General features: G+C 60.3%; 21 protein-coding genes. 7 read left to right on the top strand and 14 right to left on the bottom strand.

Going from position 1 to position 19,109, the window contains the following annotated elements; genetic code table 11:
• Positions 1 to 19 precede the first annotated feature (19 nt).
• The 5 genes from frr to QN219_RS19495 all read right to left on the bottom strand — a co-directional run bounded on the left by frr (position 20) and on the right by QN219_RS19495 (position 4,492).
• On the bottom strand, positions 20 to 580 hold the full coding sequence (gene frr / locus QN219_RS19515; RefSeq protein ID WP_283965005.1) for a ribosome recycling factor: 561 nt from the start codon (positions 578 to 580) through the stop codon (positions 20 to 22).
• A gap of 45 nt (positions 581 to 625) precedes the next feature.
• Positions 626 to 1,348 carry a UMP kinase gene (gene pyrH, locus QN219_RS19510; protein WP_173512728.1) on the bottom strand — a complete coding sequence of 241 codons (723 nt, stop codon included), beginning with the start codon at positions 1,346 to 1,348 and terminating at the stop codon, positions 626 to 628.
• A 190-nt stretch (positions 1,349 to 1,538) separates the two neighbouring features.
• Positions 1,539 to 2,462, bottom strand: a complete 924-nt coding sequence (tsf, locus tag QN219_RS19505; RefSeq protein WP_284001481.1) for a translation elongation factor Ts — start codon at positions 2,460 to 2,462, stop codon at positions 1,539 to 1,541.
• A gap of 252 nt (positions 2,463 to 2,714) precedes the next feature.
• Positions 2,715 to 3,482: a 30S ribosomal protein S2 gene (gene rpsB, locus QN219_RS19500; RefSeq protein ID WP_173512726.1), complete on the bottom strand. Its 768-nt coding sequence runs from the start codon at positions 3,480 to 3,482 to the stop codon at positions 2,715 to 2,717.
• A 182-nt stretch (positions 3,483 to 3,664) separates the two neighbouring features.
• Positions 3,665 to 4,492 (bottom strand): cell envelope integrity EipB family protein, encoded by an 828-nt coding sequence (locus QN219_RS19495; RefSeq protein ID WP_284001480.1) that lies wholly within the window; start codon positions 4,490 to 4,492, stop codon positions 3,665 to 3,667.
• Between the two features lie 144 nt (positions 4,493 to 4,636).
• On the opposite strand from QN219_RS19495, the gene QN219_RS19490 reads away from it, so the two are divergent.
• The 4 genes from QN219_RS19490 to QN219_RS19475 all read left to right on the top strand — a co-directional run bounded on the left by QN219_RS19490 (position 4,637) and on the right by QN219_RS19475 (position 7,606).
• Positions 4,637 to 5,104: a RidA family protein gene (locus QN219_RS19490; RefSeq protein WP_284001479.1), complete on the top strand. Its 468-nt coding sequence runs from the start codon at positions 4,637 to 4,639 to the stop codon at positions 5,102 to 5,104.
• A 13-nt stretch (positions 5,105 to 5,117) separates the two neighbouring features.
• Positions 5,118 to 5,843, top strand: coding sequence for a glycerophosphodiester phosphodiesterase (locus tag QN219_RS19485; protein WP_284001478.1), 726 nt, complete (start codon positions 5,118 to 5,120; stop codon positions 5,841 to 5,843).
• Between the two features lie 4 nt (positions 5,844 to 5,847).
• A complete protein-coding gene (locus QN219_RS19480; protein WP_284001477.1) occupies positions 5,848 to 7,026 on the top strand; it encodes a GNAT family N-acetyltransferase in 1,179 nt (392 codons plus the stop codon).
• Between the two features lie 160 nt (positions 7,027 to 7,186).
• Positions 7,187 to 7,606 carry an HIT family protein gene (locus QN219_RS19475; protein WP_284001476.1) on the top strand — a complete coding sequence of 140 codons (420 nt, stop codon included), beginning with the start codon at positions 7,187 to 7,189 and terminating at the stop codon, positions 7,604 to 7,606.
• A gap of 51 nt (positions 7,607 to 7,657) precedes the next feature.
• Here QN219_RS19475 and QN219_RS19470 read toward each other — a convergent pair whose 3' ends face one another.
• The 8 genes from QN219_RS19470 to QN219_RS19435 all read right to left on the bottom strand — a co-directional run bounded on the left by QN219_RS19470 (position 7,658) and on the right by QN219_RS19435 (position 14,780).
• Positions 7,658 to 8,029, bottom strand: a complete 372-nt coding sequence (locus QN219_RS19470) for an AzlD domain-containing protein (RefSeq protein ID WP_284001598.1) — start codon at positions 8,027 to 8,029, stop codon at positions 7,658 to 7,660.
• Positions 7,999 to 8,736, bottom strand: a complete 738-nt coding sequence (locus tag QN219_RS19465; protein WP_284001475.1) for an AzlC family ABC transporter permease — start codon at positions 8,734 to 8,736, stop codon at positions 7,999 to 8,001. Before QN219_RS19465 ends, QN219_RS19470 begins: the two co-directional genes overlap by 31 nt.
• Before the next feature lie 178 nt (positions 8,737 to 8,914).
• Entirely contained in the window at positions 8,915 to 11,425 is a 2,511-nt protein-coding gene (clpA, locus tag QN219_RS19460; RefSeq protein ID WP_284001474.1) for an ATP-dependent Clp protease ATP-binding subunit ClpA, read from the bottom strand.
• Positions 11,426 to 11,434: 9 nt separating this feature from the next.
• Positions 11,435 to 11,788, bottom strand: a complete 354-nt coding sequence (clpS, locus tag QN219_RS19455; RefSeq protein ID WP_173512718.1) for an ATP-dependent Clp protease adapter ClpS — start codon at positions 11,786 to 11,788, stop codon at positions 11,435 to 11,437.
• A 239-nt stretch (positions 11,789 to 12,027) separates the two neighbouring features.
• Positions 12,028 to 12,381 carry a phasin family protein gene (locus tag QN219_RS19450; RefSeq protein WP_284001473.1) on the bottom strand — a complete coding sequence of 118 codons (354 nt, stop codon included), beginning with the start codon at positions 12,379 to 12,381 and terminating at the stop codon, positions 12,028 to 12,030.
• Positions 12,382 to 12,610: 229 nt separating this feature from the next.
• Complete coding sequence (locus QN219_RS19445; RefSeq protein WP_034854672.1) at positions 12,611 to 12,814, bottom strand: DUF3126 family protein; 204 nt, start codon at positions 12,812 to 12,814, stop codon at positions 12,611 to 12,613.
• Between the two features lie 250 nt (positions 12,815 to 13,064).
• Positions 13,065 to 13,892 carry a serine O-acetyltransferase gene (gene cysE, locus QN219_RS19440; protein ID WP_284001472.1) on the bottom strand — a complete coding sequence of 276 codons (828 nt, stop codon included), beginning with the start codon at positions 13,890 to 13,892 and terminating at the stop codon, positions 13,065 to 13,067.
• A gap of 102 nt (positions 13,893 to 13,994) precedes the next feature.
• On the bottom strand, positions 13,995 to 14,780 hold the full coding sequence (locus QN219_RS19435; protein ID WP_284001471.1) for an alpha/beta hydrolase: 786 nt from the start codon (positions 14,778 to 14,780) through the stop codon (positions 13,995 to 13,997).
• Between the two features lie 182 nt (positions 14,781 to 14,962).
• On the opposite strand from QN219_RS19435, the gene QN219_RS19430 reads away from it, so the two are divergent.
• On the top strand, positions 14,963 to 15,208 hold the full coding sequence (locus tag QN219_RS19430) for a zinc-finger domain-containing protein (RefSeq protein ID WP_180940950.1): 246 nt from the start codon (positions 14,963 to 14,965) through the stop codon (positions 15,206 to 15,208).
• Between the two features lie 28 nt (positions 15,209 to 15,236).
• Entirely contained in the window at positions 15,237 to 16,421 is a 1,185-nt protein-coding gene (locus QN219_RS19425; RefSeq protein ID WP_284001470.1) for an FAD-dependent monooxygenase, read from the top strand.
• 95 nt (positions 16,422 to 16,516) lie between these two features.
• Here QN219_RS19425 and QN219_RS19420 read toward each other — a convergent pair whose 3' ends face one another.
• Positions 16,517 to 17,707: a cystathionine beta-lyase gene (locus QN219_RS19420; protein ID WP_284001469.1), complete on the bottom strand. Its 1,191-nt coding sequence runs from the start codon at positions 17,705 to 17,707 to the stop codon at positions 16,517 to 16,519.
• Between the two features lie 338 nt (positions 17,708 to 18,045).
• Here QN219_RS19420 and QN219_RS19415 point away from each other — a divergent pair, with 338 nt between their 5' ends.
• Positions 18,046 to 19,071 (top strand): amino acid ABC transporter substrate-binding protein, encoded by a 1,026-nt coding sequence (locus QN219_RS19415; protein ID WP_284001468.1) that lies wholly within the window; start codon positions 18,046 to 18,048, stop codon positions 19,069 to 19,071.
• Positions 19,072 to 19,109 lie beyond the last annotated feature (38 nt).

Here is a 19,109-nt window from a genome sequence, read left to right as displayed (position 1 = left end):
GACTCAGATCATCGACGCGTCAGACCTGCATGATTTCCTTTTCCTTATCGGCGAGCAAGCGGTCGATCTCGGAAATCGTTTCGTCGGTCATCTTTTGGACACGCTCGGACTGAGCACGGTGGATATCCTGCCCGATCTCGCCATCCTTTTCGGCTTTTTTCAGGTCGTCCATGCCGTCACGGCGAACGTGGCGGACGGCCACCTTGCTTTTCTCGGCATAGTCGTGCGCGACCTTGACGAGCGATTTGCGGCGCTCCTCGTTCAGCTCCGGGAGCGGAATGCGCAGGTTCTGACCGTCGACGATCGGGTTGAGGCCGAGATTCGATTCCCGGATCGCGCGTTCAACGGCGCCGACCATGGACTTGTCCCATACCGAAACGGACAGCATCCGCGGCTCCGGAACCGTGATGTTGGCCACCTGGTTCAACGGCATGCGTGAGCCGTAGGCCTCAACGGTCACTGGATCGAGAACATTGGCCGATGCGCGGCCGGTACGAAGCGATGCGATGTCGTGCTTGAACGCTGAGATCGCTCCGTCCATGCGGCGTTTCAGTTCCTTCAGATCCACACCTTCACTCATGGTTCAAGACTCCTGTCTTCCACAGCCCCAGGGGCTTTCAAACTGTCAATTGTCCGTCACGATGGTGGCATGGCCGCCACCGGTCAAGATCTCCGCAAAACCGCCCCTCTCGTGGATCGAGAAAACGACGATGGGAATGGCATTTTCGCGTGCAAGCGCCACTGCGGCAACGTCCATCACGGCCAATCCTTTCTCCAGAACCTCACTGTGGGTCAGGCGATCGAAACGGGTAGCCGTCGGGTCCTTCTTCGGATCGGCAGAATAAATGCCGTCGACCTGCGTTCCCTTGAAGATCGCTTCTGCACCCATCTCGGCTGCGCGGAGCGCCGCGGCGGAATCCGTCGTGAAGAACGGATTGCCCGTGCCTCCGGCGAAGATGACCACGCGACCAAGCGATAGATGATATAGGGTAGCGCGCTGCGAAAAACTCTCACAGATTTCCGGCATCGCAATGGCCGAAAGCACCACGGTGTCGATGTCCAGCTTGCGCAGCGACGTCGCCAGCGCGAGCGCATTGATCACCGTCGCCAGCATCCCCATGTGGTCGCCGGTTACCCGGTCACCGCCCTTCGAGGCAACTGCGACGCCACGGAAGATATTGCCGCCGCCGACAACAACGCCGACTTCGACGCCCATGGCGCGCGCTTCGGCGATGTCCGAGGCAATCCGGTCGGCGACCGCCACATCGATGCCGAAGCCCTGGCTTCCCATCAAGGCTTCACCGGAGGCTTTGAGAAGAACACGCTTGTAGATTGGCTTGGCCGACATCATCGCTCCTGAACAGATCGGCACGCCTGTGCGGAAGGCAGTGCACAGCGGCATAGGGTATATCGTATTGCGCGGTATCGACCGCTCCGGCACAAACCGGCGGGTCCGACGCATTGACGAATGCCGGATACACGAAGGGCATCGCGTTGTCACGCGATGCCCCCACGTTTTCCCAATAAGGGTGAAGAAATCAGCCTTTGGCAGCCGCTGCGACTTCCGCAGCGAAATCGGACTCTTCCTTCTGAACGCCTTCGCCGAGCAGGAGGCGCGCGATACCGGCAACCTCGATCGGCGCACCGACGGTCTTTTCCGCTTCCTTGATCGCTGCCTCGACGGTCTGGTCGGGGTTCATGACGAAAGCCTGCGAAAGAAGTGCGACTTCCTCGAAGAACTTGCGCATGCGGCCTTCGACCATCTTCTCGATGATGTTATCCGGCTTGCCCGAAGCGCGTGACTGCTCGATGAAGACGTTGCGCTCGCGCTCGGCAACCGCCGGGTCGATTTCGCTCGGCCGAACTGCCAGCGGGTTGGTCGCGGCAACATGCATCGCGACCTGACGGCCGATCGCGTTCAAGGCTTCCTTGTCGCCGGTCGACTTGAGGGCGACGAGTACGCCGAGCTTGCCGAGGCCATCAGCAACCGAATTGTGGATGTAGGTCGCGACGACGCCGTTATCGACCGACAGCAGCGCAGCGCGGCGAAGCGTCATGTTTTCGCCGATCGTCGCAATCGCATCGGTGATCGTGTCGGCGACGGACTTGCCGGTAGCCGGATACTTGGCGGCGCTGATCGCGTCGACCGATCCGTCGGTTCCGACAGCAACAGCCGCCACGCCGCGGACGAGGTCCTGGAACGCGTCGTTGCGGGCAACGAAATCCGTCTCCGAGTTGATCTCGACGACTACGGCCTTGTTGCCGGCGCTGGCAATGCCGATGAGGCCTTCGGCAGCCGTGCGGCCGGACTTCTTGTCAGCCTTGGCGATGCCCTTGGCGCGCAGCCAATCGATCGCGGCTTCCATATCGCCATTGGTTTCAGCAAGCGCCTTCTTGCAATCCATCATGCCTGCGCCGGTCTTTTCGCGCAGTTCCTTCACCATTGCGGCAGTAACACTCATCTTCTTGCCTCTTTGTCTGTTTGGCTGGCGCGCTCACCATCAGCGGCGCAGTGCCAGGAGGTTTTGGCAGGGAATGGCTTTCAATGTGACATCGTGATGAACGCTTCATCGCGATGATACGTGGGCAAGATATTGTAGGCCCGATCGCGCCATTTCCGGCTGAAAAGAACGAGGCCGTTCAGATTTCCATCACAAACGGCCTCGTCCGACGTTTCATTTGGTACGGCAGCCTTGATCTGCCGCCCGGCCCGATCAGGCCTCGGACGATTCGTCGAGAGCAGGCTCGACCGGAACCTCGACCGATGCACCGAGATCGCGGCCAGCAGCACCCTGCTGACGGGCAATGCCGTCGATGGCGGCGCGAGCGATGAGATCGCAGTAGAGAGCGACTGCGCGCGATGCATCGTCGTTGCCCGGGATCGGATAGTCGATCTGGTCCGGATCGCAGTTGGAGTCGATGACGGCGACGACCGGAATGCCAAGACGCTTGGCTTCTTCGATCGCGATCGATTCCTTGTTGGTGTCGATGATGAACATCAGGTCCGGCGTGCCGCCCATGTCGCGAATACCGCCGAGCGCGCGGTTCAGCTTCTCGCGCTCACGCTCGAGGTTCAGGCGCTCCTTCTTCGTGAAGCCGGAAGCTTCCGAAGCGAGAATTTCGTCGAGCTTGCGCAGGCGCTGGATCGAGTTGGAAATCGTCTTCCAGTTGGTCATCATGCCGCCGAGCCAGCGAGCATTGACGTAGTACTGGGCAGAGCGCTTGGCGGCGTCGGCGATGATTTCCGAAGCCTGGCGCTTCGTGCCGACGAAGAGCACGCGGCCGCCGTTGGCGACGGTGTCGCTGACGACCTGCAGGGCGCGCGACAGCATCGGGACGGTCTGGGCGAGGTCGATGATGTGGACGTTGTTACGATCGCCGAAGATGTACGGCTTCATCTTCGGGTTCCAGCGATGCGTCTGGTGGCCGAAGTGAACGCCTGCTTCGAGAAGCTGGCGCATAGTAAAGTCAGGCAATGCCATGCCTTTTTCTCCTTTTCCGGTTGAACCTCCGCAAGGCGTCGAGCGCATTGCTGATGCGCCCACCGGCGGAACAATCCGGATTTCTCCCGGAACATCCCATGCCTCACGTGTGGAATGGCCAGCCCCTTAGCGGTAACTGCCCGATAAATCAAGACTGGAAGTCAGTTTTGTGCGGTTCCTGCTTATTTGCAGTCTCCCGCATTGAAGACTTCGAGGTTGGCGAGTTTTCCACTCAGCACGAAATCTCCATAATCCATCGTCAGGTCGCGGGTAACCCCGTTCTCGTAGAGCTTGAACGACATGCGGTAGATAGGCAGTGCATCTCCGCTCTTGTCGTCATTGAAATAGGAGATCGTCACCGGCCAATAATTCTCGGCCGCCAGCTTTCCGGCCTTGCCGACATCAGCGTCATCCGGTGCCGGCTTGCGGGCCTTGCCGACGAAGGTCGAGGTGATCAGCGTCTTGTCGCCCGTGTCGGAGCCGTCAAAGATGCGCGCTTCGAAAAACGCGTCGCCCTTCTTCGCCCGTTCGATCACTTCCAGCATGTGCTCGGTCGGGAAGCGGCTTTCGGCGAGCGCCACCTCGCGCTTGTCCGGCGCCGTCAGTTCGACCTTGACGCCGGTCTTGTCCTCATGCGCACTGCCACGAACTTCCTTGTCGAGTTTCTCGTCAGTGAACGAACGCGTCAGAAAGCGGAAGTTGCCGTTCCGCATGTCTTCATAGGTGGTCGTCTGCTGGTCCGTAAGGCGAACTTCCTCGCCGGTATCGACCTGGGTCATGAACCTGAAACTGACCGTGTAACCCTCGCAGGCCGAGCCGTTGAATTCGTAGACCATGCGGCCATACATGCTCGAAATGCCCGACCGATCGGACGCATCCTTCAGCTCCAGATCGTAAACGGCGCGGTGAGGCGCAAGCGCGCTCGCATTCGCAGCAGCGGCGTCCAAGCCCATCATCGCCGCGAGACAGACGCTTCCAAAACTGGCGCGACCGAAGCCTGTACGAAACATCCGTTTCCTCCTGTTGCACTCGCCGGCAATGCTATAAACAAACTGTCGGCAGAAGCGAGGCAGATCCGCGACGAAAGATTGACGCCCGTCCCGATTCAGCTTGCATGCCGGATTTTACCACAAAAGACAACAACGGAGCCTTCCATGTCCGCAGAGATCGAAACGCGCCTCGCCGAACTTGGCATTACCCTGCCCTTGGCTGCAGCGCCCGCAGCGAACTATGTTCCCTACGTGATCAGCGGCTCGATGCTCTATATTTCCGGGCAGTTGCCCATGGAAGGCGGCAAGGTCGCCGTAACCGGGCATGTCGGCAAGGATGTCGATGTCGCGACTGCCCAGCGTGCCGCGGAACTCTGCGCCATCAACATCCTGGCCCAGGCAAAGGCGGCGCTTTCCGACGATCTCGGGCGGATCCGCCGCCTCGTCAAAATCAACGGCTTCGTCGCGTCCGTCCCGGATTTCGTCGAGCAGCACCTCGTCATCAACGGCGCGTCCAACCTGCTCGCCAACGTGCTTGGCGAAGCCGGCAAGCACGCGCGCGCCGCGGTGGGCATGGCCGCCCTACCCTTCAACGCAGCCGTCGAAATCGACGCCGTCATCGAAATCGCCTGATCCGAGGAATCGCATGAAGGATATTTCCTGGCTCAAGGCCCAACCGATCGCCCATCGGGGCTATCACGACATGAATCGGGAGGTTTGGGAAAACACGCTTTCGGCGTTTTCCCGCGCCGCCGATGCGGGTTTCGCGATCGAATGCGACCTGCAATATACCGCCGACAGTATTCCGGTTGTCTTTCATGACGACACCACGGAGCGCCTTTGCGGTATAAGGGGAGATGTTCGGGCACGGACCGCAGGAGAGCTCGGGCTGATGTCGGTCGGCGGCACCAAGGACAAGGTGCCGACGCTGTCGCAGATGCTCCGCCTCGTTAACGGCCGCGTGCCGCTCGTCATCGAACTAAAGGGCCGGAGAGGCGACGATGAAGGCTTTGCCGCCGCGGTGCTCGATACGCTCGAAGGCTACAATGGCCACGTGGCGCTGATGAGCTTCGATCATTGGCTGCTGAAGGACCTAAAGGCGCTCGATGCGCCCTATCCGCTTGGCCTGACGGCCGAGGGCGCCGAACCGGAGCGCTTCTTCGTGCACGAGGAAGCGATGCAGCTTGGTCTCGACTTCATCTCCTATTTCTACGGCCACCTGCCGAACGCCTTCATCAGCAAAGAACGCGGGCTTGGACACACCATCATCACCTGGACGGTGCGCGATCCGCAGGCGCAGGAACACACCTTCGCCCATGCCGATCAGATGACATTCGAGGGTTTCGATCCACGGGAGACCATGATTTCCTAAGCTCATGACAGACGCCATCAACATCCGCATCGAGCACTCGTTTTCATCGATCTCGCCGGCGAACTGGAATCGGCTCGCCGGCGCCTCGAGGCTGAGTACCAGCATTCCCTACAATCCCTTTGTCTCGCACGCCTACCTGTCCGCACTGGAGGAGTCAGGCTCAGCGACCGCGGGAACGGGATGGCTAGGGCAACATCTGCTGATGGAGGATGCGGACGGTTTTCTGCGCGGCGGCCTTGCCTGTTACATGAAAAGCCACAGCCAGGGCGAATACGTCTTTGATCATGGATGGGCCGACGCCTTCGAGCGCGCGGGTGGCCGCTATTATCCGAAGCTGCAATGCTCCGTCCCCTTCACGCCGGTTACTGGGCCACGTCTGCTCACCACCGAAGGGCGCGATCCGCGGCCGGTTCGCGATGCGCTTGCCGCAGGACTGAAGGAACTCACACGCCGCCACGGCGTCTCCTCGGCTCACGTAACCTTCGTATCGGCAGACGAAATGCCGACTTTCGAACGGGCGGGATTTCTTCATCGGACCGACCAACAGTTTCATTTCACCAATGAAGGCTACGGTTCCTATGGCGACTTTCTCGAAACGCTGGCATCCCGGAAGCGCAAGGCACTGAAAAAAGAACGCCGGACGGCAGTCGAAAACGGCATAACGATCGATTGGCTGACCGGCAGCGATCTGACCGAGGCGATCTGGGATCAGTTCTTCGCCTTCTATATGGACACCGGCGGGCGCAAGTGGGGTCGCCCATACCTCACCCGTGCCTTCTATTCGCTTATCGGTGAAAGGATGCCCGACGACATCTTGCTCGTCATGGCCAAGCGCGGCGGCCGATATATCGCTGGTGCAATCAACTTCATCGGCAGCGACGCGCTCTACGGCCGGCATTGGGGTTGCGTCGAGGACCACCCGTTCCTGCATTTCGAGGTCTGCTACCATCAGGCGATCGATTTCGCGATCGCCAAGGGATTGAAGCGCGTCGAGGCGGGAGCACAAGGAGAGCATAAGCTCGCCCGCGGCTACATGCCCGTCACCACGCATTCGGCGCACTTCATCACCCATTCGGGGCTCGCGCGGGCGGTTGCCGACTATCTCGAACGCGAACGCCGTGATGTGGAAGAAACGGGCGAATTTCTTGCGGAGCACGGACCTTTCCGCAAAGGTGAGCGCTAGAGCGGGATGAGGAAGAGTGTGCGCAGTTTTCCGCCCGCATCCCGCTCTAAACTTATCAGTATCGATCGCGTTCATGATTTTGGGTCGATTCCAAAATGATCGTGATCTAGGACGACTGACAGACGCCGACCACGCCGGCGCGACATTACGAGGATAGAAAATGAGCACGTATGACACGAACAACATCTTCGCCAAGATCCTGCGGGGCGAAATTCCATCTCACAAGGTCTACGAGGATGATGCGACGGTCGCCTTCATGGATGTGATGCCGCAGGCGGAAGGCCACGTCCTGGTGCTGCCCAAGACCCCTTCCCGCAACATCCTCGATGCCGACGCGACAACGCTGCCGTCGCTGATCGGCACGGTTCAAAAGATCGCGATCGCGGCCAAGGAAGCTTTTGACGCGGATGGCGTGACGATCATGCAGTTCAACGAAGCGCCCGCCGGACAGTCCGTCTACCACCTGCACTTCCATGTCATACCCCGTCGCGAAGGCATTCCACTGAAGCCGCATTCCGGCAAGATGGAAGATGGCGCAGTGCTTTCCGCGAACGCGGAAAAGATCCGCAGGGCGCTCTGAGCGGCCTCCCCACCGGATATCTCACGACGCCAAGAAGCAGTTACCTCTGGACTAGAAACCCCGCCACCAGAGTCCGGCGGCGAGTGTCGCGATCGCCGTTGCGATGCCGACCGCCGGTATTTGGCGGGCGAGGAAAAACGCGATCGCGCCAAGCGCCACGGCCCCCAGCCGCAACCACAGAGGTGATTGTTCGAGAACGCCGTTCGGATAGAGGATAAGCTTCGCAATGACGGCCGCGACCAGCGCCGTCGCTACCGCCCTTACCCAGTTCAATGCCTCGGAATCCTCGCGAAGGCGCTTGCCAGCGAGCACGCCGAGCCATCTCCAGATATCGGTCGCGAGCCAGCCGGCAATCGCGATGAAGACATAGGCCCACCAACCTTCAAGCCACATCACGCGCCCGCCTCCCGTCGCGGGCGCCAGAACCGCTCGGCGAGCCAAGCGAGCGTTCCACCGCCGACGCCCGCAAGCAGGATGTCGAACTCCGGCAACAGCCAATAGAAAAGCGGTCCCGCAACAAGGCCGGCGGCAAGCGCCAGATAGACCACGCGATGACGCGCGGAATTCCAGATCGAGGCGAGAAAATAGACAGGCGTCAGAAAGAAGAGGCAGCCGGCGACGATCGGCGGAAAGTCGGTGACGAGACGATAGACGATTGCCACGAGCATCATGTTTGCGGCGACGAGCGTAATGCCGAAGCCGGCGAAGAATGTCACGCGGTGCGGGCGAGGCACTTTTTGCACGCGCTCCATCGCGAAGACCCAGGCGGTGATTGCGATAAAGTGCGACAATACGAGAAGCAGCCATGTTGGCGTCTTCGCCGTGCGCAATTCAGGGACAAGGGCTGCCACCATCGGCATGAGCCGCACGGACGAGAGCGTCACCGCGAGAAAGGTCGTCGCAAGGCTCGCGCCGCTCAGAACCGAGCTCACGAGGATAACCTTCGCCGGCAGCGCCCAGACAATGCCCGTCATGAACACGACCTGCTCCGGCGGGACGCCGGCCTGCACGGTCAGCGAACAAAAGCCGACGAAGGAAAGCATCAGGATCATCGCCGGCAGGCTGAATATTCCGCGCGCGCCGGTCAGAAACCAGGCGAGAACTGATCGTTCGTCTTCAACGCGTTCCATGGACACCTGCAAGTTACGCTTACTCACCCGCAGCACCGAGCTTCAAAGAAAGGCCGCTGTAGCACGTTGAGTTGCTGCATGTCTTATCCTGGGTCGGCTCCGATTTAAGGAAACATGCGGTAACACGACGGTGCCGGATGAAGCTCATCCGGCACCGTCGTGTTTAATAGCGATCGCGTTACTTCTTGCGCGGCACCTTGGGAACCGTCCGGCCCTTAAGCGGGGCCGCCTCTGACGTGCGGTCCTTGGCGGATGCTTTCGCCGCAGTCTTCTTCGCCTTTGGCTTCGGCCCGGAGTCGGCGGCGACGGTTTCCTTCTCGTCCCCTTTCTTGGGCTTGGCGCCCTTGCCTGCGGGACGCGACACTTCAGCCTTCGGCTTGATCGGCGCCGTTTCAGGCACGGCATCGAGCATCAGGCCCTTGGTACCGTCCTCCTTCGTGCCGATCGTCACCTTGACGACACCACCCTTCTTGAGCTTGCCGAAGAGGATTTCGTCGGCGAGCGGCTTCTTGATGTTTTCCTGGATGACACGTGCCAGCGGCCGAGCGCCCATCTTTTCGTCGTATCCCTTCTCGGCGAGCCAGGCGATAGCGTCGGGCGCGAGGTCGAAGGTCACGTTGCGTTCGGCAAGCTGCGTCTCGAGCTGCATGACGAACTTCTGCACGACCTGATGGATAACCGGGGTCGGCAGCGAGTTGAACGGAATGACCGCGTCCAGACGGTTGCGGAATTCCGGCGTGAACAGCTTGTTCAGCGCCTCAATATCCTCGCCCTCACGCTTCGATGAGCCGAAGCCGATCGCCGGCCGAGCCATGTCGGACGCCCCCGCATTGGTCGTCATGATCAGGATAACGTTGCGGAAGTCGATCCTCTTGCCGTTGTGGTCGGTCAGCGAACCATGGTCCATCACCTGCAGGAGGATGTTGAACAGGTCCGGATGCGCCTTCTCGATCTCATCGAGCAGCAAGACGCAATGCGGATGCTGATCGACGCCGTCCGTCAGGAGACCGCCCTGGTCGAAGCCGACATAGCCGGGGGGTGCGCCGAGCAGGCGGGACACCGTGTGCCGCTCCATGTATTCCGACATGTCGAAACGCAGAAGCTCGACACCCAGCGAGGACGCCAGTTGCTTTGCCACCTCGGTCTTGCCGACGCCGGTCGGACCGGAGAACACATAGCAGCCGATCGGCTTGTTCGGTTCCCGTAGGCCGGCGCGCGCCAATTTGATCGATGAGGCGAGCGCCTCGATCGCCAGGTCCTGGCCATAGACCACGGATCTCAGCTCCTTCTCGAGATTGGCGAGAACGGTTTCATCGTCCTTGGAAACGGTCTTCGGCGGAATGCGCGCCATCGTCGCAATCGTCGCCTCGATCTCCTTCTCGGTGATCAGCTTGCGACGCTTGCCAGCGGGGAGCAGCATCTGCGCGGCCCCAGACTCGTCGATGACATCGATCGCCTTGTCCGGCAGCTTCCGATCGTTGATGTAGCGGGCGGAAAGCTCGACGGCAGCCTTGATGGCGTCGTTCGTGTACTTGAGGTGGTGATAATCCTCGAAATACGGCTTCAGCCCTCTCATGATCTCGATGGCGTCGGCAATCGTCGGTTCGTTGACGTCGATCTTCTGGAAACGGCGCACCAGCGCGCGATCCTTCTCGAAGAACTGGCGGTATTCCTTGTAGGTCGTCGAACCGATGCAGCGGATCGAACCCGACGAGAGCGCCGGCTTCAGAAGATTGGACGCATCCATCGCGCCGCCCGAGGTGGCACCGGCGCCGATCACCGTGTGGATCTCGTCGATGAAGAGCACGGCGCCCGGATAATCCTCGAGCTCCTTGACGACCTGCTTCAAACGCTCCTCGAAGTCACCGCGGTAGCGCGTTCCGGCGAGCAGCGTTCCCATGTCGAGCGAGAAGATCGTGGCGTCTTCGAGCGCCTCCGGCACCTTCTTTTCGACGATGCGCTTGGCAAGGCCCTCGGCAATCGCAGTCTTGCCGACGCCGGGGTCACCGACGTAGAGCGGGTTGTTCTTGGACCTGCGGCAGAGCACCTGGATCGTACGATTGACTTCGGCATGGCGGCCGATCAGCGGATCGATCTTTCCGGATTTCGCCTTCTCGTTGAGGTTCACGCAGTAGGCGGTCAGCGCGTCCTGCTGCTTCTTCGGACCGGCTTCTTCGCTTTCGCGGGGCGCTTTCTGCTCGGAATCCTGATCCTCAGCTCCGCGCACCGGCCGCGACTCTGAGCTTCCCGGCCGCTTGCCGATTCCATGCGAAATGAAGTTGACCGCGTCGTAGCGGGTCATCTCCTGCTCCTGGAGGAAATAGGCGGCGTGGCTTTCGCGCTCGGCAAAGATCGCCACCAACACGTTGGCGCCCGTCACCTCCTCCCGGCCGGAGGATTGCACGTGGATAACCGCACGCTGAATCACACGCTGGAACCCGGCGGTCGGCTTGGAATCTTCGTCATAGCCGGTAACGAGGTTCGACAGTTCGTTGTCGACGTAGTCCGTCACGGTCTTGCGAAGTGTTTCGAGATTTACGTTGCACGCGCCCATCACAGCAGCCGCATCGGCATCGTCGATCAATGCCAGCAGCAGGTGCTCGAGCGTCGCATATTCATGGTGGCGCTCGTTGGCAAAAGTCAGTGCCTGATGCAGCGCCTTTTCGAGGCTGGGCGAAAATGTTGGCACGTTAGTTCCTCATTTCTTTTCCATGACGCATTGCAACGGATGTTGATGCTGCCTGGCGAAATCCATCACCTGCGTCACCTTGGTTTCGGCGACTTCGTAGGTGAAGACGCCGCACTCTCCCACACCGTGGTTGTGGACGTGGAGCATGATGCGGGTCGCTTCTTCCCGATCCTTCTGGAAGAAGCGCTCCAGAATATGGATGACGAATTCCATCGGCGTGTAATCGTCATTCAAAAGCAGAACACGATACAGACTCGGCTTTTTGGTCTTCGGCTTGGTGCGCGTGATAACGGAGGTGCCACGACTGGCGCCGCCTCCGTCTCCTTCGCTTCCCTGCTGCATCCGGACCGGCATGGCGATCATTCTTGTTCGTTCCTTGTACAGCCGCACATCCAACGAACGTGGCTGCGGCGTGCTCGTCCTTATCTAATAGTTCGTTTCCGAATTTTAAGGCCGAACCAACGCACTGCAATCATATTCGCACGACGAAACACAAGATTGATCAACTTTCTTGGGGCATAAGCGGCCGGCATTTCAAAAAGCAAGAAGGCCGGCCGCGGCAACCGCGACCGGCCTTCTTACGATGGCGATGGTCTTTGTCGTCAGGCCGCGGCGGCAGACTTGACTGCTGAAGTCGCCTTGGCGACCGGCGCCTCGTAAGGCTTATAGGCATCCTTGGCGAGGTCAGCATACATCTCGCCGATCTTCGTCGCCTCGGCGACAAAACCTTCGTAGCTCGCCTTCAGATAATTGGTTTGAAGCTCGAAAGCAGCTTCAAGGCTCTTAGCATTGGTCAGCTTTTCGAAATGGGAAATTCCGTCCTCGAAGGACTTCTTCGAATAGTCCGCTGCTTCCGTCGCAATGGCCTGAAAACCCTTCGTCAGGGTCGAATAGCTTTTGACAGCAACGTCAATGGCTTCTTTGCTTTTCTTGTTCGCATCGTCGAAGTTAAACATCAGGGTGTCTCCTTTGGACGGCTTAACTGTCAGTCAGTCTATGTGCAGTGCACAAAAAGTCAAGTTCTGTGTGCGACGCAATAAAACCCTGTTCTTGCAACGACTTGATGAAAATCCGTGACAAAACTGCCAATTTTTTTCGCGCGAGCGCGTTAAATATGACTTTTAATGAAAAAACCCGGCCTGATTGCTCAGAACCGGGTGGAAGATCCGACGATGGATGTCGATCTCACAGATCGATGTCGAGGATCGCCATCGAGAAATTGTACGAAAGCTCTCCATCCTCTTCGTCGCGGAAAACGACACCGAGGAATTCGTCGCCGAGATAGACCTCCGCGGACTCGTCCTTCTTCGGCCGGGCCTTGACGACCATCGATTGGTTGAAGGTGCGCTTGAAATAGGCTTCAAGCTTTCGGATCTCTTCGGGCTTCAAATCTCTTCTCCGTGGATGTTTGATCTGCGGCGCTTCTCGCACGCGGAATTGCCAAGTGTAAACCCACTTGGACACCGGGTGTCCCTCCAGACTTGCGAAGTCGCCGTATCGTCTTGAATTTCTGTCCAATTTTCTGCACGGCACGAACCGGGCGCGAGCGGGAAACCGCTCGCGACTGCCTCGTCCCATCGAAACGCCTGCGACCCGAGCAATCGGCAAGCGCTGCTGCGGCGCCGGTGCTCCTATCTTCTCAGATGTCGAAGCTCGCCAGGATCTGGTCCATCTGGCGCGACGGCTCGGAACACCCGGCCTCGCCCACGACCTTTGCTGGAACGCCTGCCACCGTCGTTTTGGGAGGAACCGGCTTCAGCACGACCGAACCGGCGGCCACGCGCGAGCAATGGCCGATATGGATATTGCCGAGAATCTTCGCACCCGCCCCGATCAACACGCCGTCGCCGATCTTCGGGTGACGATCGCTACCCTCCTTGCCGGTGCCGCCAAGCGTCACGCCATGCAGGATCGACACATTGTCGCCAATGGCTGCCGTTTCGCCGACCACGAGGCCGGTCGCGTGATCGAGGAAGATGCCGCGCCCGATCCGGGCTGCAGGATTGATGTCGGTCTGAAAGACGCTGGAGGAGCGGCTCTGCAGATACAGTGCGAAATCCCTCCGCCCCTGGTTCCATAGCCAATGGGCAAGGCGATGCGTCTGGATGGCGTGGAATCCCTTGAAATAGAGCACAGCTTCGATGAACCGCGTGCACGCCGGGTCGCGATCATAGACCGCCTGGATGTCGACGCGCAGGATCGAGCCCCATTCCGGCCAGTCCTCCAGCATTTCGGCGAAGGTCTGACGCAGCAGGTTCGCCTGCAGGTCCGGATGGTCCAGCCGTTCGCAAATCCGGTAGATGACAGCCTCTTCCAGGGAATGCTGATTGACGACGGTCGAATACAAGAACGCTGCCAGCATCGGATCGCGCTCGGCGGCGAGCCGGGCTTCCTCGCGCAGGCTGTCCCAGATCGGGTCTATCGCCTTGAACGATTCCGTATGGCGCAGTTCGGTCTTGGCGACCATAGTCGCTCTCCTTCATGATCGATCGATGGTTTCGAATATAGGGTAATTCCCGGTCGACATAAATGGGTGCCCGACATTTCAGTCATCGGTCGCAGAGCGCCTTTACGCTCGCCCGACCTCGCCAAGAAATTCGAGCACGGCCTTCTTGAACACGCGGTCGCCGACTGCCAGCATATGGTCGCGCCCCGGAATGTCGAGCGCCCTCGCCCGCGGCATAAGCGCGGCAAGCTCCTGCGCCGACCCGGCAATCTCGTCCTTCGTTCCGACGCCGATCAGTACCGGTACGTCGATGCGCGCCACATCTTCGGCCGAAAGCAGATCACGCGAGGTGGAAATGCAGGCCGCAAGTGCCTGGCGGTCGCTCTTGGTCTGATCGGCAAAGGCACGAAACATTCGGCCGCGCGCATGCGTCACGCTCTCCAGCGACGGTGCAAGCAACGCGTCGGCGATCGGATCCCAGTCTCCGACCCCACTCACCATGCCTATTCCAAGGCCGCCGAACACGAGCGAGCGCACGCGCTCCGGATGCATCAAAGCCAGGAATGCTGAAATGCGCGCGCCCATCGAATAGCCCATGACATGCGCTTCGCCGATTCCGAGATGGACCAAAAGCGCCGCCGCATCCCCTGCCATCTGTTGCGGATGGTAGAGCGAAGGATCGTAGGGCTTGCTGCTTTTTCCGTGGCCCCGATTGTCAAACGCAATAACCCTGTAACCGGCATCGCCGAGCGTCTTCAACCAGCCTGGATACACCCAGTTGACATTGGCGCTCGACGCAAAACCGTGAATGAGGAGGATGGGATCTCCAGACGGATCGCCTTCGTCGAAGAAGGCGATCTCCAGTCCCTCATGCGCGAAGCGCGAAAATGGCGGCGGGGTCAGATCCATGTCTCATTTCCTGAAGGGTCGTTCCGTTTTCGGCGCAAACTAGGTTGTAACGCCCTCGCGTGAAAGCCCCGGCCGTCCAAAAACCCACAGGCGCGGCATGTTTGCCGCTACACATTTACGGCAAAGCTCACTATGGTGCCGGCAAATTCATATCCAGAGACTTGCATTCATCGGAGCATGATATGGCCGGCCACAGCATCCCGCATTTTCAGAATGACGGCGGACACCAGGCGATTGAGATCGGCGTCAAGGAATTCATGTGCACGGGCGCATCCGTTCCCTTCGACCACCCCCACATCTTCATCGACATGGGCGACGACAACGAGAAGGTCTGCTCCTATTGTTCAACGCTCTATCGCTACAATCCTTCGCTGAAGGCAACGGAGACGAACCCTCCGGGGTGCCTCTTCACCAGCAAGGCCGCTTAAGTCGCCCCAACTCACGGGCAAGAGATCGATGCAAAACGCTGGTCCGGTCGCAATTGTCGGCGCCGGTATCGCCGGATTGACGGCAGCTCTCTGCCTCGCCCGGGAGGGTTTCGAGGCGGAAATATTCGAACAGGCCGACGCTCTGAAAGAAGTAGGCGCCGGGCTGCAATTGTCGCCGAATGCGTCACGCATCCTCATCGAACTCGGTCTGCTTCCTGCCCTCGAAGGTGTCTGGAGCGAGCCGGGTTCGATTGCGCTTGTCGACGGCCGCTCGTTACGTTCGCTTGCAAGCGTGCCGGCTGGTGCACGTGCTCGCAACCGGTGGGCGGCTCCCTATGGCGTCCTGCACCGCGCCAGCCTGCAGAAGATCCTGTTCGACGCGGTCAAAGCCGAGCCGCGCTGCCGCGTTCACCTTGGCTGCCGGATCGAGAGCGAGCCGGGGGCGGCCATCGATCGCTCGATAATGCGGCGTCCGCAGGTAATCGTCGGCGCCGACGGTATCTGGTCGCGGACAAGGGCGTCCATTCCGGGCGCCGGCGCCGTGCGGTTCTCGGGCAACATCGCCTGGCGCATGATGCTGCCGGGCGCTGAGGCGACGGCCTGCCTGTCGGCCGATCGCGTCACCGCTTTCCTCGGCCCCAATGCGCACCTCGTCGCCTACCCCATCAAGGAGATCGGCGGCTTCAACCTTGTTGCGATCGTCGGGGGCGAGGCCGCCGACAGCGTGTGGATCGGCAAGGCTTCCGAAGACAGACGGCGCGAACTCGCAGCAGCTTTCGATGGATGGCATCCCAAGCTGCGCGAGCTCCTGACGCACGCAACCGCGGCGACCTACTGGCCCTTGTGCACCGTCGATGACGGCGCATGGCACGACGGGGCGAGAACCATTCTCATCGGCGATGCAGCTCATGCCATGACGCCATTTGCGGCCCAGGGCGCCGCAATGGCGATCGAGGATGCGCGAGAACTCGCACAGTGCCTCGCTGAAACCCAGGATATCCCGTCCGCATTTGCCGGATACGATCGCGCGCGGCGGTTGCGAATCGATCGTGTGCGGAAGCGCGCTGCCTTCAACCGATTCGCCTATCACGCCCGCGGCCCGGTGAGGCTGGGGCGCGACCTGGTTCTGGCCCTCAAGGGTCCCGAAGCGCTGGCTGCCGACCTTGACTGGCTCTACGGCTACGGCGCTACTGCATCTTTCCCTAAATCGTAGCCGATTTAAGGATGAAAACATGCAGCAATTCAAAGTGCTACCGCGACCTTTGCGCGTCTGATTAGACGCGCGGCGCTGTAGGGGACGCTGAAGCTTTAAACAGCGTTGGCGGCAGCGAAGCCCGCCTCGATGTCACGGCGAAGATCCGGCACGTCTTCCAGCCCGATCTGCAATCGGATCACCGGCCCTTCCGACGGCGCCTTCGCCACCTTGCGGTCGGAGAGATTGACGTGAACGGCGAGGCTTTCGAAGCCGCCCCAGGAATAGCCGAGGCCGAACAGCGAGAGCGCATCGAGGAAGGCATGGGCCTTGGTCCTGAACTTTTCCGGGCTGTCGGCCTTCAGGACAAAGGAGAAGATTCCGCTCGCACCGCCGAAGTCGCGCGTCCAGAGGTCATGTCCGGGAAAGCTCGGCAGCGCCGGATGCAGCACGCGCGCAACCTCGTCACGGCTCTCCAGCCATTCGGCAATCGCCAGCGCGCTCGCCTGATGCCGCTCCAGGCGAATCCCCATCGTTCGCAAGCCCCTGAGGATCTGGTAGCTGTCGTCCGGCGATGCGCAGACGCCGAGCGTGACCATCGCCTCGGTGAGCGCCGGCCAATGGGCGACATTGGCCGACACGGTCCCGAACAGCACGTCGGAGTGCCCTGACGGGTATTTCGTCGCCGCATGAATCGAGACGTCCACACCGTGATCGAGCGGGCGGAAATAAACCGGCGTCGCCCAGGTATTGTCCATCGTCACAACGCAGCCGTGGCGGTGCGCCGCGGCCGCGATCGCGCGAATGTCCTGCATTTCGAACGTATTCGAGCCCGGCGCCTCGGTATGCACCAGGCGCGTGTTCGGCCGGATCAGGCTCTCGATGCCGGCACCGATCATCGGATCGTAATATTCGACGGTGACGCCGAGGCGCTTCAGCATCGTGTCGCAGAAATGCCGTGTCGGGAAGTAAACCGAATCGACCACGAGAGCGTGGTCCCCGGCGGACAGATAGGTCAGGAACGGCACCGTGACGGCCGCCAACCCGGAGGGCACGAGAATCGTTCCGGCAGCGCCCTCGAGTTCGTTGATCGCCTCGCAAAGCGCATCGGTCGTCGGTGTGCCACGCGTCCCGTACGTGTATTTCTGCGCCCGGCTTTCCATGGTCCTGGCGTTGGGAAACAGCACGGTGGAAGCGTGCACCACCGGCGGATTGACGAAACCGTGGAAATCCGAGGGATTGTTGCCGGAGTGCGCCAGACGGGTGTTGATGCCCGTTTCCTTGAGCGCGCTGATCTTGTCTGCCATTGAGAAATCCGCTGTTTGAATTCGACGCCAACTCATCGAACGCAGCACCCGCCGGGTCAAGGGAAAATTCCGGCGAGAGGCCGACGGCGCGTGCAAAATGCCGGCCTGGCCGTTTTTTTGTTCAAAGAAGCCCATTCCCTGGGAGAACTTGCCTAAACTTCTGGCGAAGTTCGGGTTTTTCACATGCAAAATCAGAAAATCGGCAACATCTCTTGACCCTTGTGAATTTTGAGCATGAGATAGATTGCACTCACGCCAGGAGGGTGGCGGAGGCTGCACGCGCCGACAGAGCGCGACTGTGCAGACGGGAACTAACGACAACCGAAAAGGTTCAAAAAATGGCAAGACGAATTCTGACAGCTCTGGTTGGCGCTGCTGTCATGGGTATTGGCGCACCTGCGGCATCGGCTGCAACCCTTGACGACGTGAAGGCCAAAGGCTTCGTGCAGTGCGGCGTCAACACCGGTCTGGCCGGTTTCTCCGCTCCCGACGCTTCCGGCAACTGGGCTGGTTTCGACGTGGACTATTGCAAGGCGATCGCCGCGGCAGTCTTCGGCGACGGCAGCAAGGTCAAGTATACCCCGACTTCCGCCAAGGAGCGCTTTCCGGCGCTGCAGTCGGGCGAAGTCGACGTTCTGGCTCGCAACACGACCTGGTCCATCAACCGCGACACCGCGCTCGGCTTCAACTTCCGCACGGTCAACTATTACGACGGCCAGGGCTTCATGGTCCGCAAGGGCCTGAACGTGAAGTCGGCGCTTGAACTTTCCGGCGCTGCCGTCTGCGTGCAGACCGGCACGACCACCGAACTGAACCTTGCCGACTACTTCAAGTCGAACAACCTGCAGTACAATCCGGTCGTCTTCGAGAAGCTCGACGAAGTGAACGCCGCCTACGACGCGGGCCGTTGCGACGTCTACACCACCGACCAGTCCGGCCTCTACTCTCTCCGGCTGACGCTTTCGAAGCCGGATGATCACATGATCCTGCCGGAAATCATCTCGAAGGAGCCGCTTGGCCCGGCCGTCCGCCAGGGCGACGACCAGTGGTTCGACATCGTCAGCTGGGTTCACTATGCGCTGGTCCAGGCTGAAGAATTCGGCATCACCCAGGCGAACGTCGAAGAGATGAAGAAGTCGACCAACCCTGACGTCCAGCGCTTCCTTGGCGTTGAGGCCGACAGCAAGATCGGTACCGACCTCGGCCTGACCAATGAATGGGCGGTCAACATCATCAAGGCCGTCGGCAACTACGGCGAAGTCTTCGATCGCAACATCGGTGCCGGCAGCCCGCTGAAAATCGAGCGCGGACTGAATGCGCTCTGGAACAAGGGCGGCATCCAGTACGCACCGCCGGTCCGCTGATCGCCTGCGACTTTGGAGGAGCGGGAAACCGCTCCTCC

It is taken from the genome of Sinorhizobium sp. 8-89, from assembly GCF_030124325.1.
Classification (GTDB): domain Bacteria; phylum Pseudomonadota; class Alphaproteobacteria; order Rhizobiales; family Rhizobiaceae; genus Sinorhizobium.
Note: the sequence above shows the minus strand (reverse complement) of the source record. Positions and strands in the feature narration are given on the sequence as shown.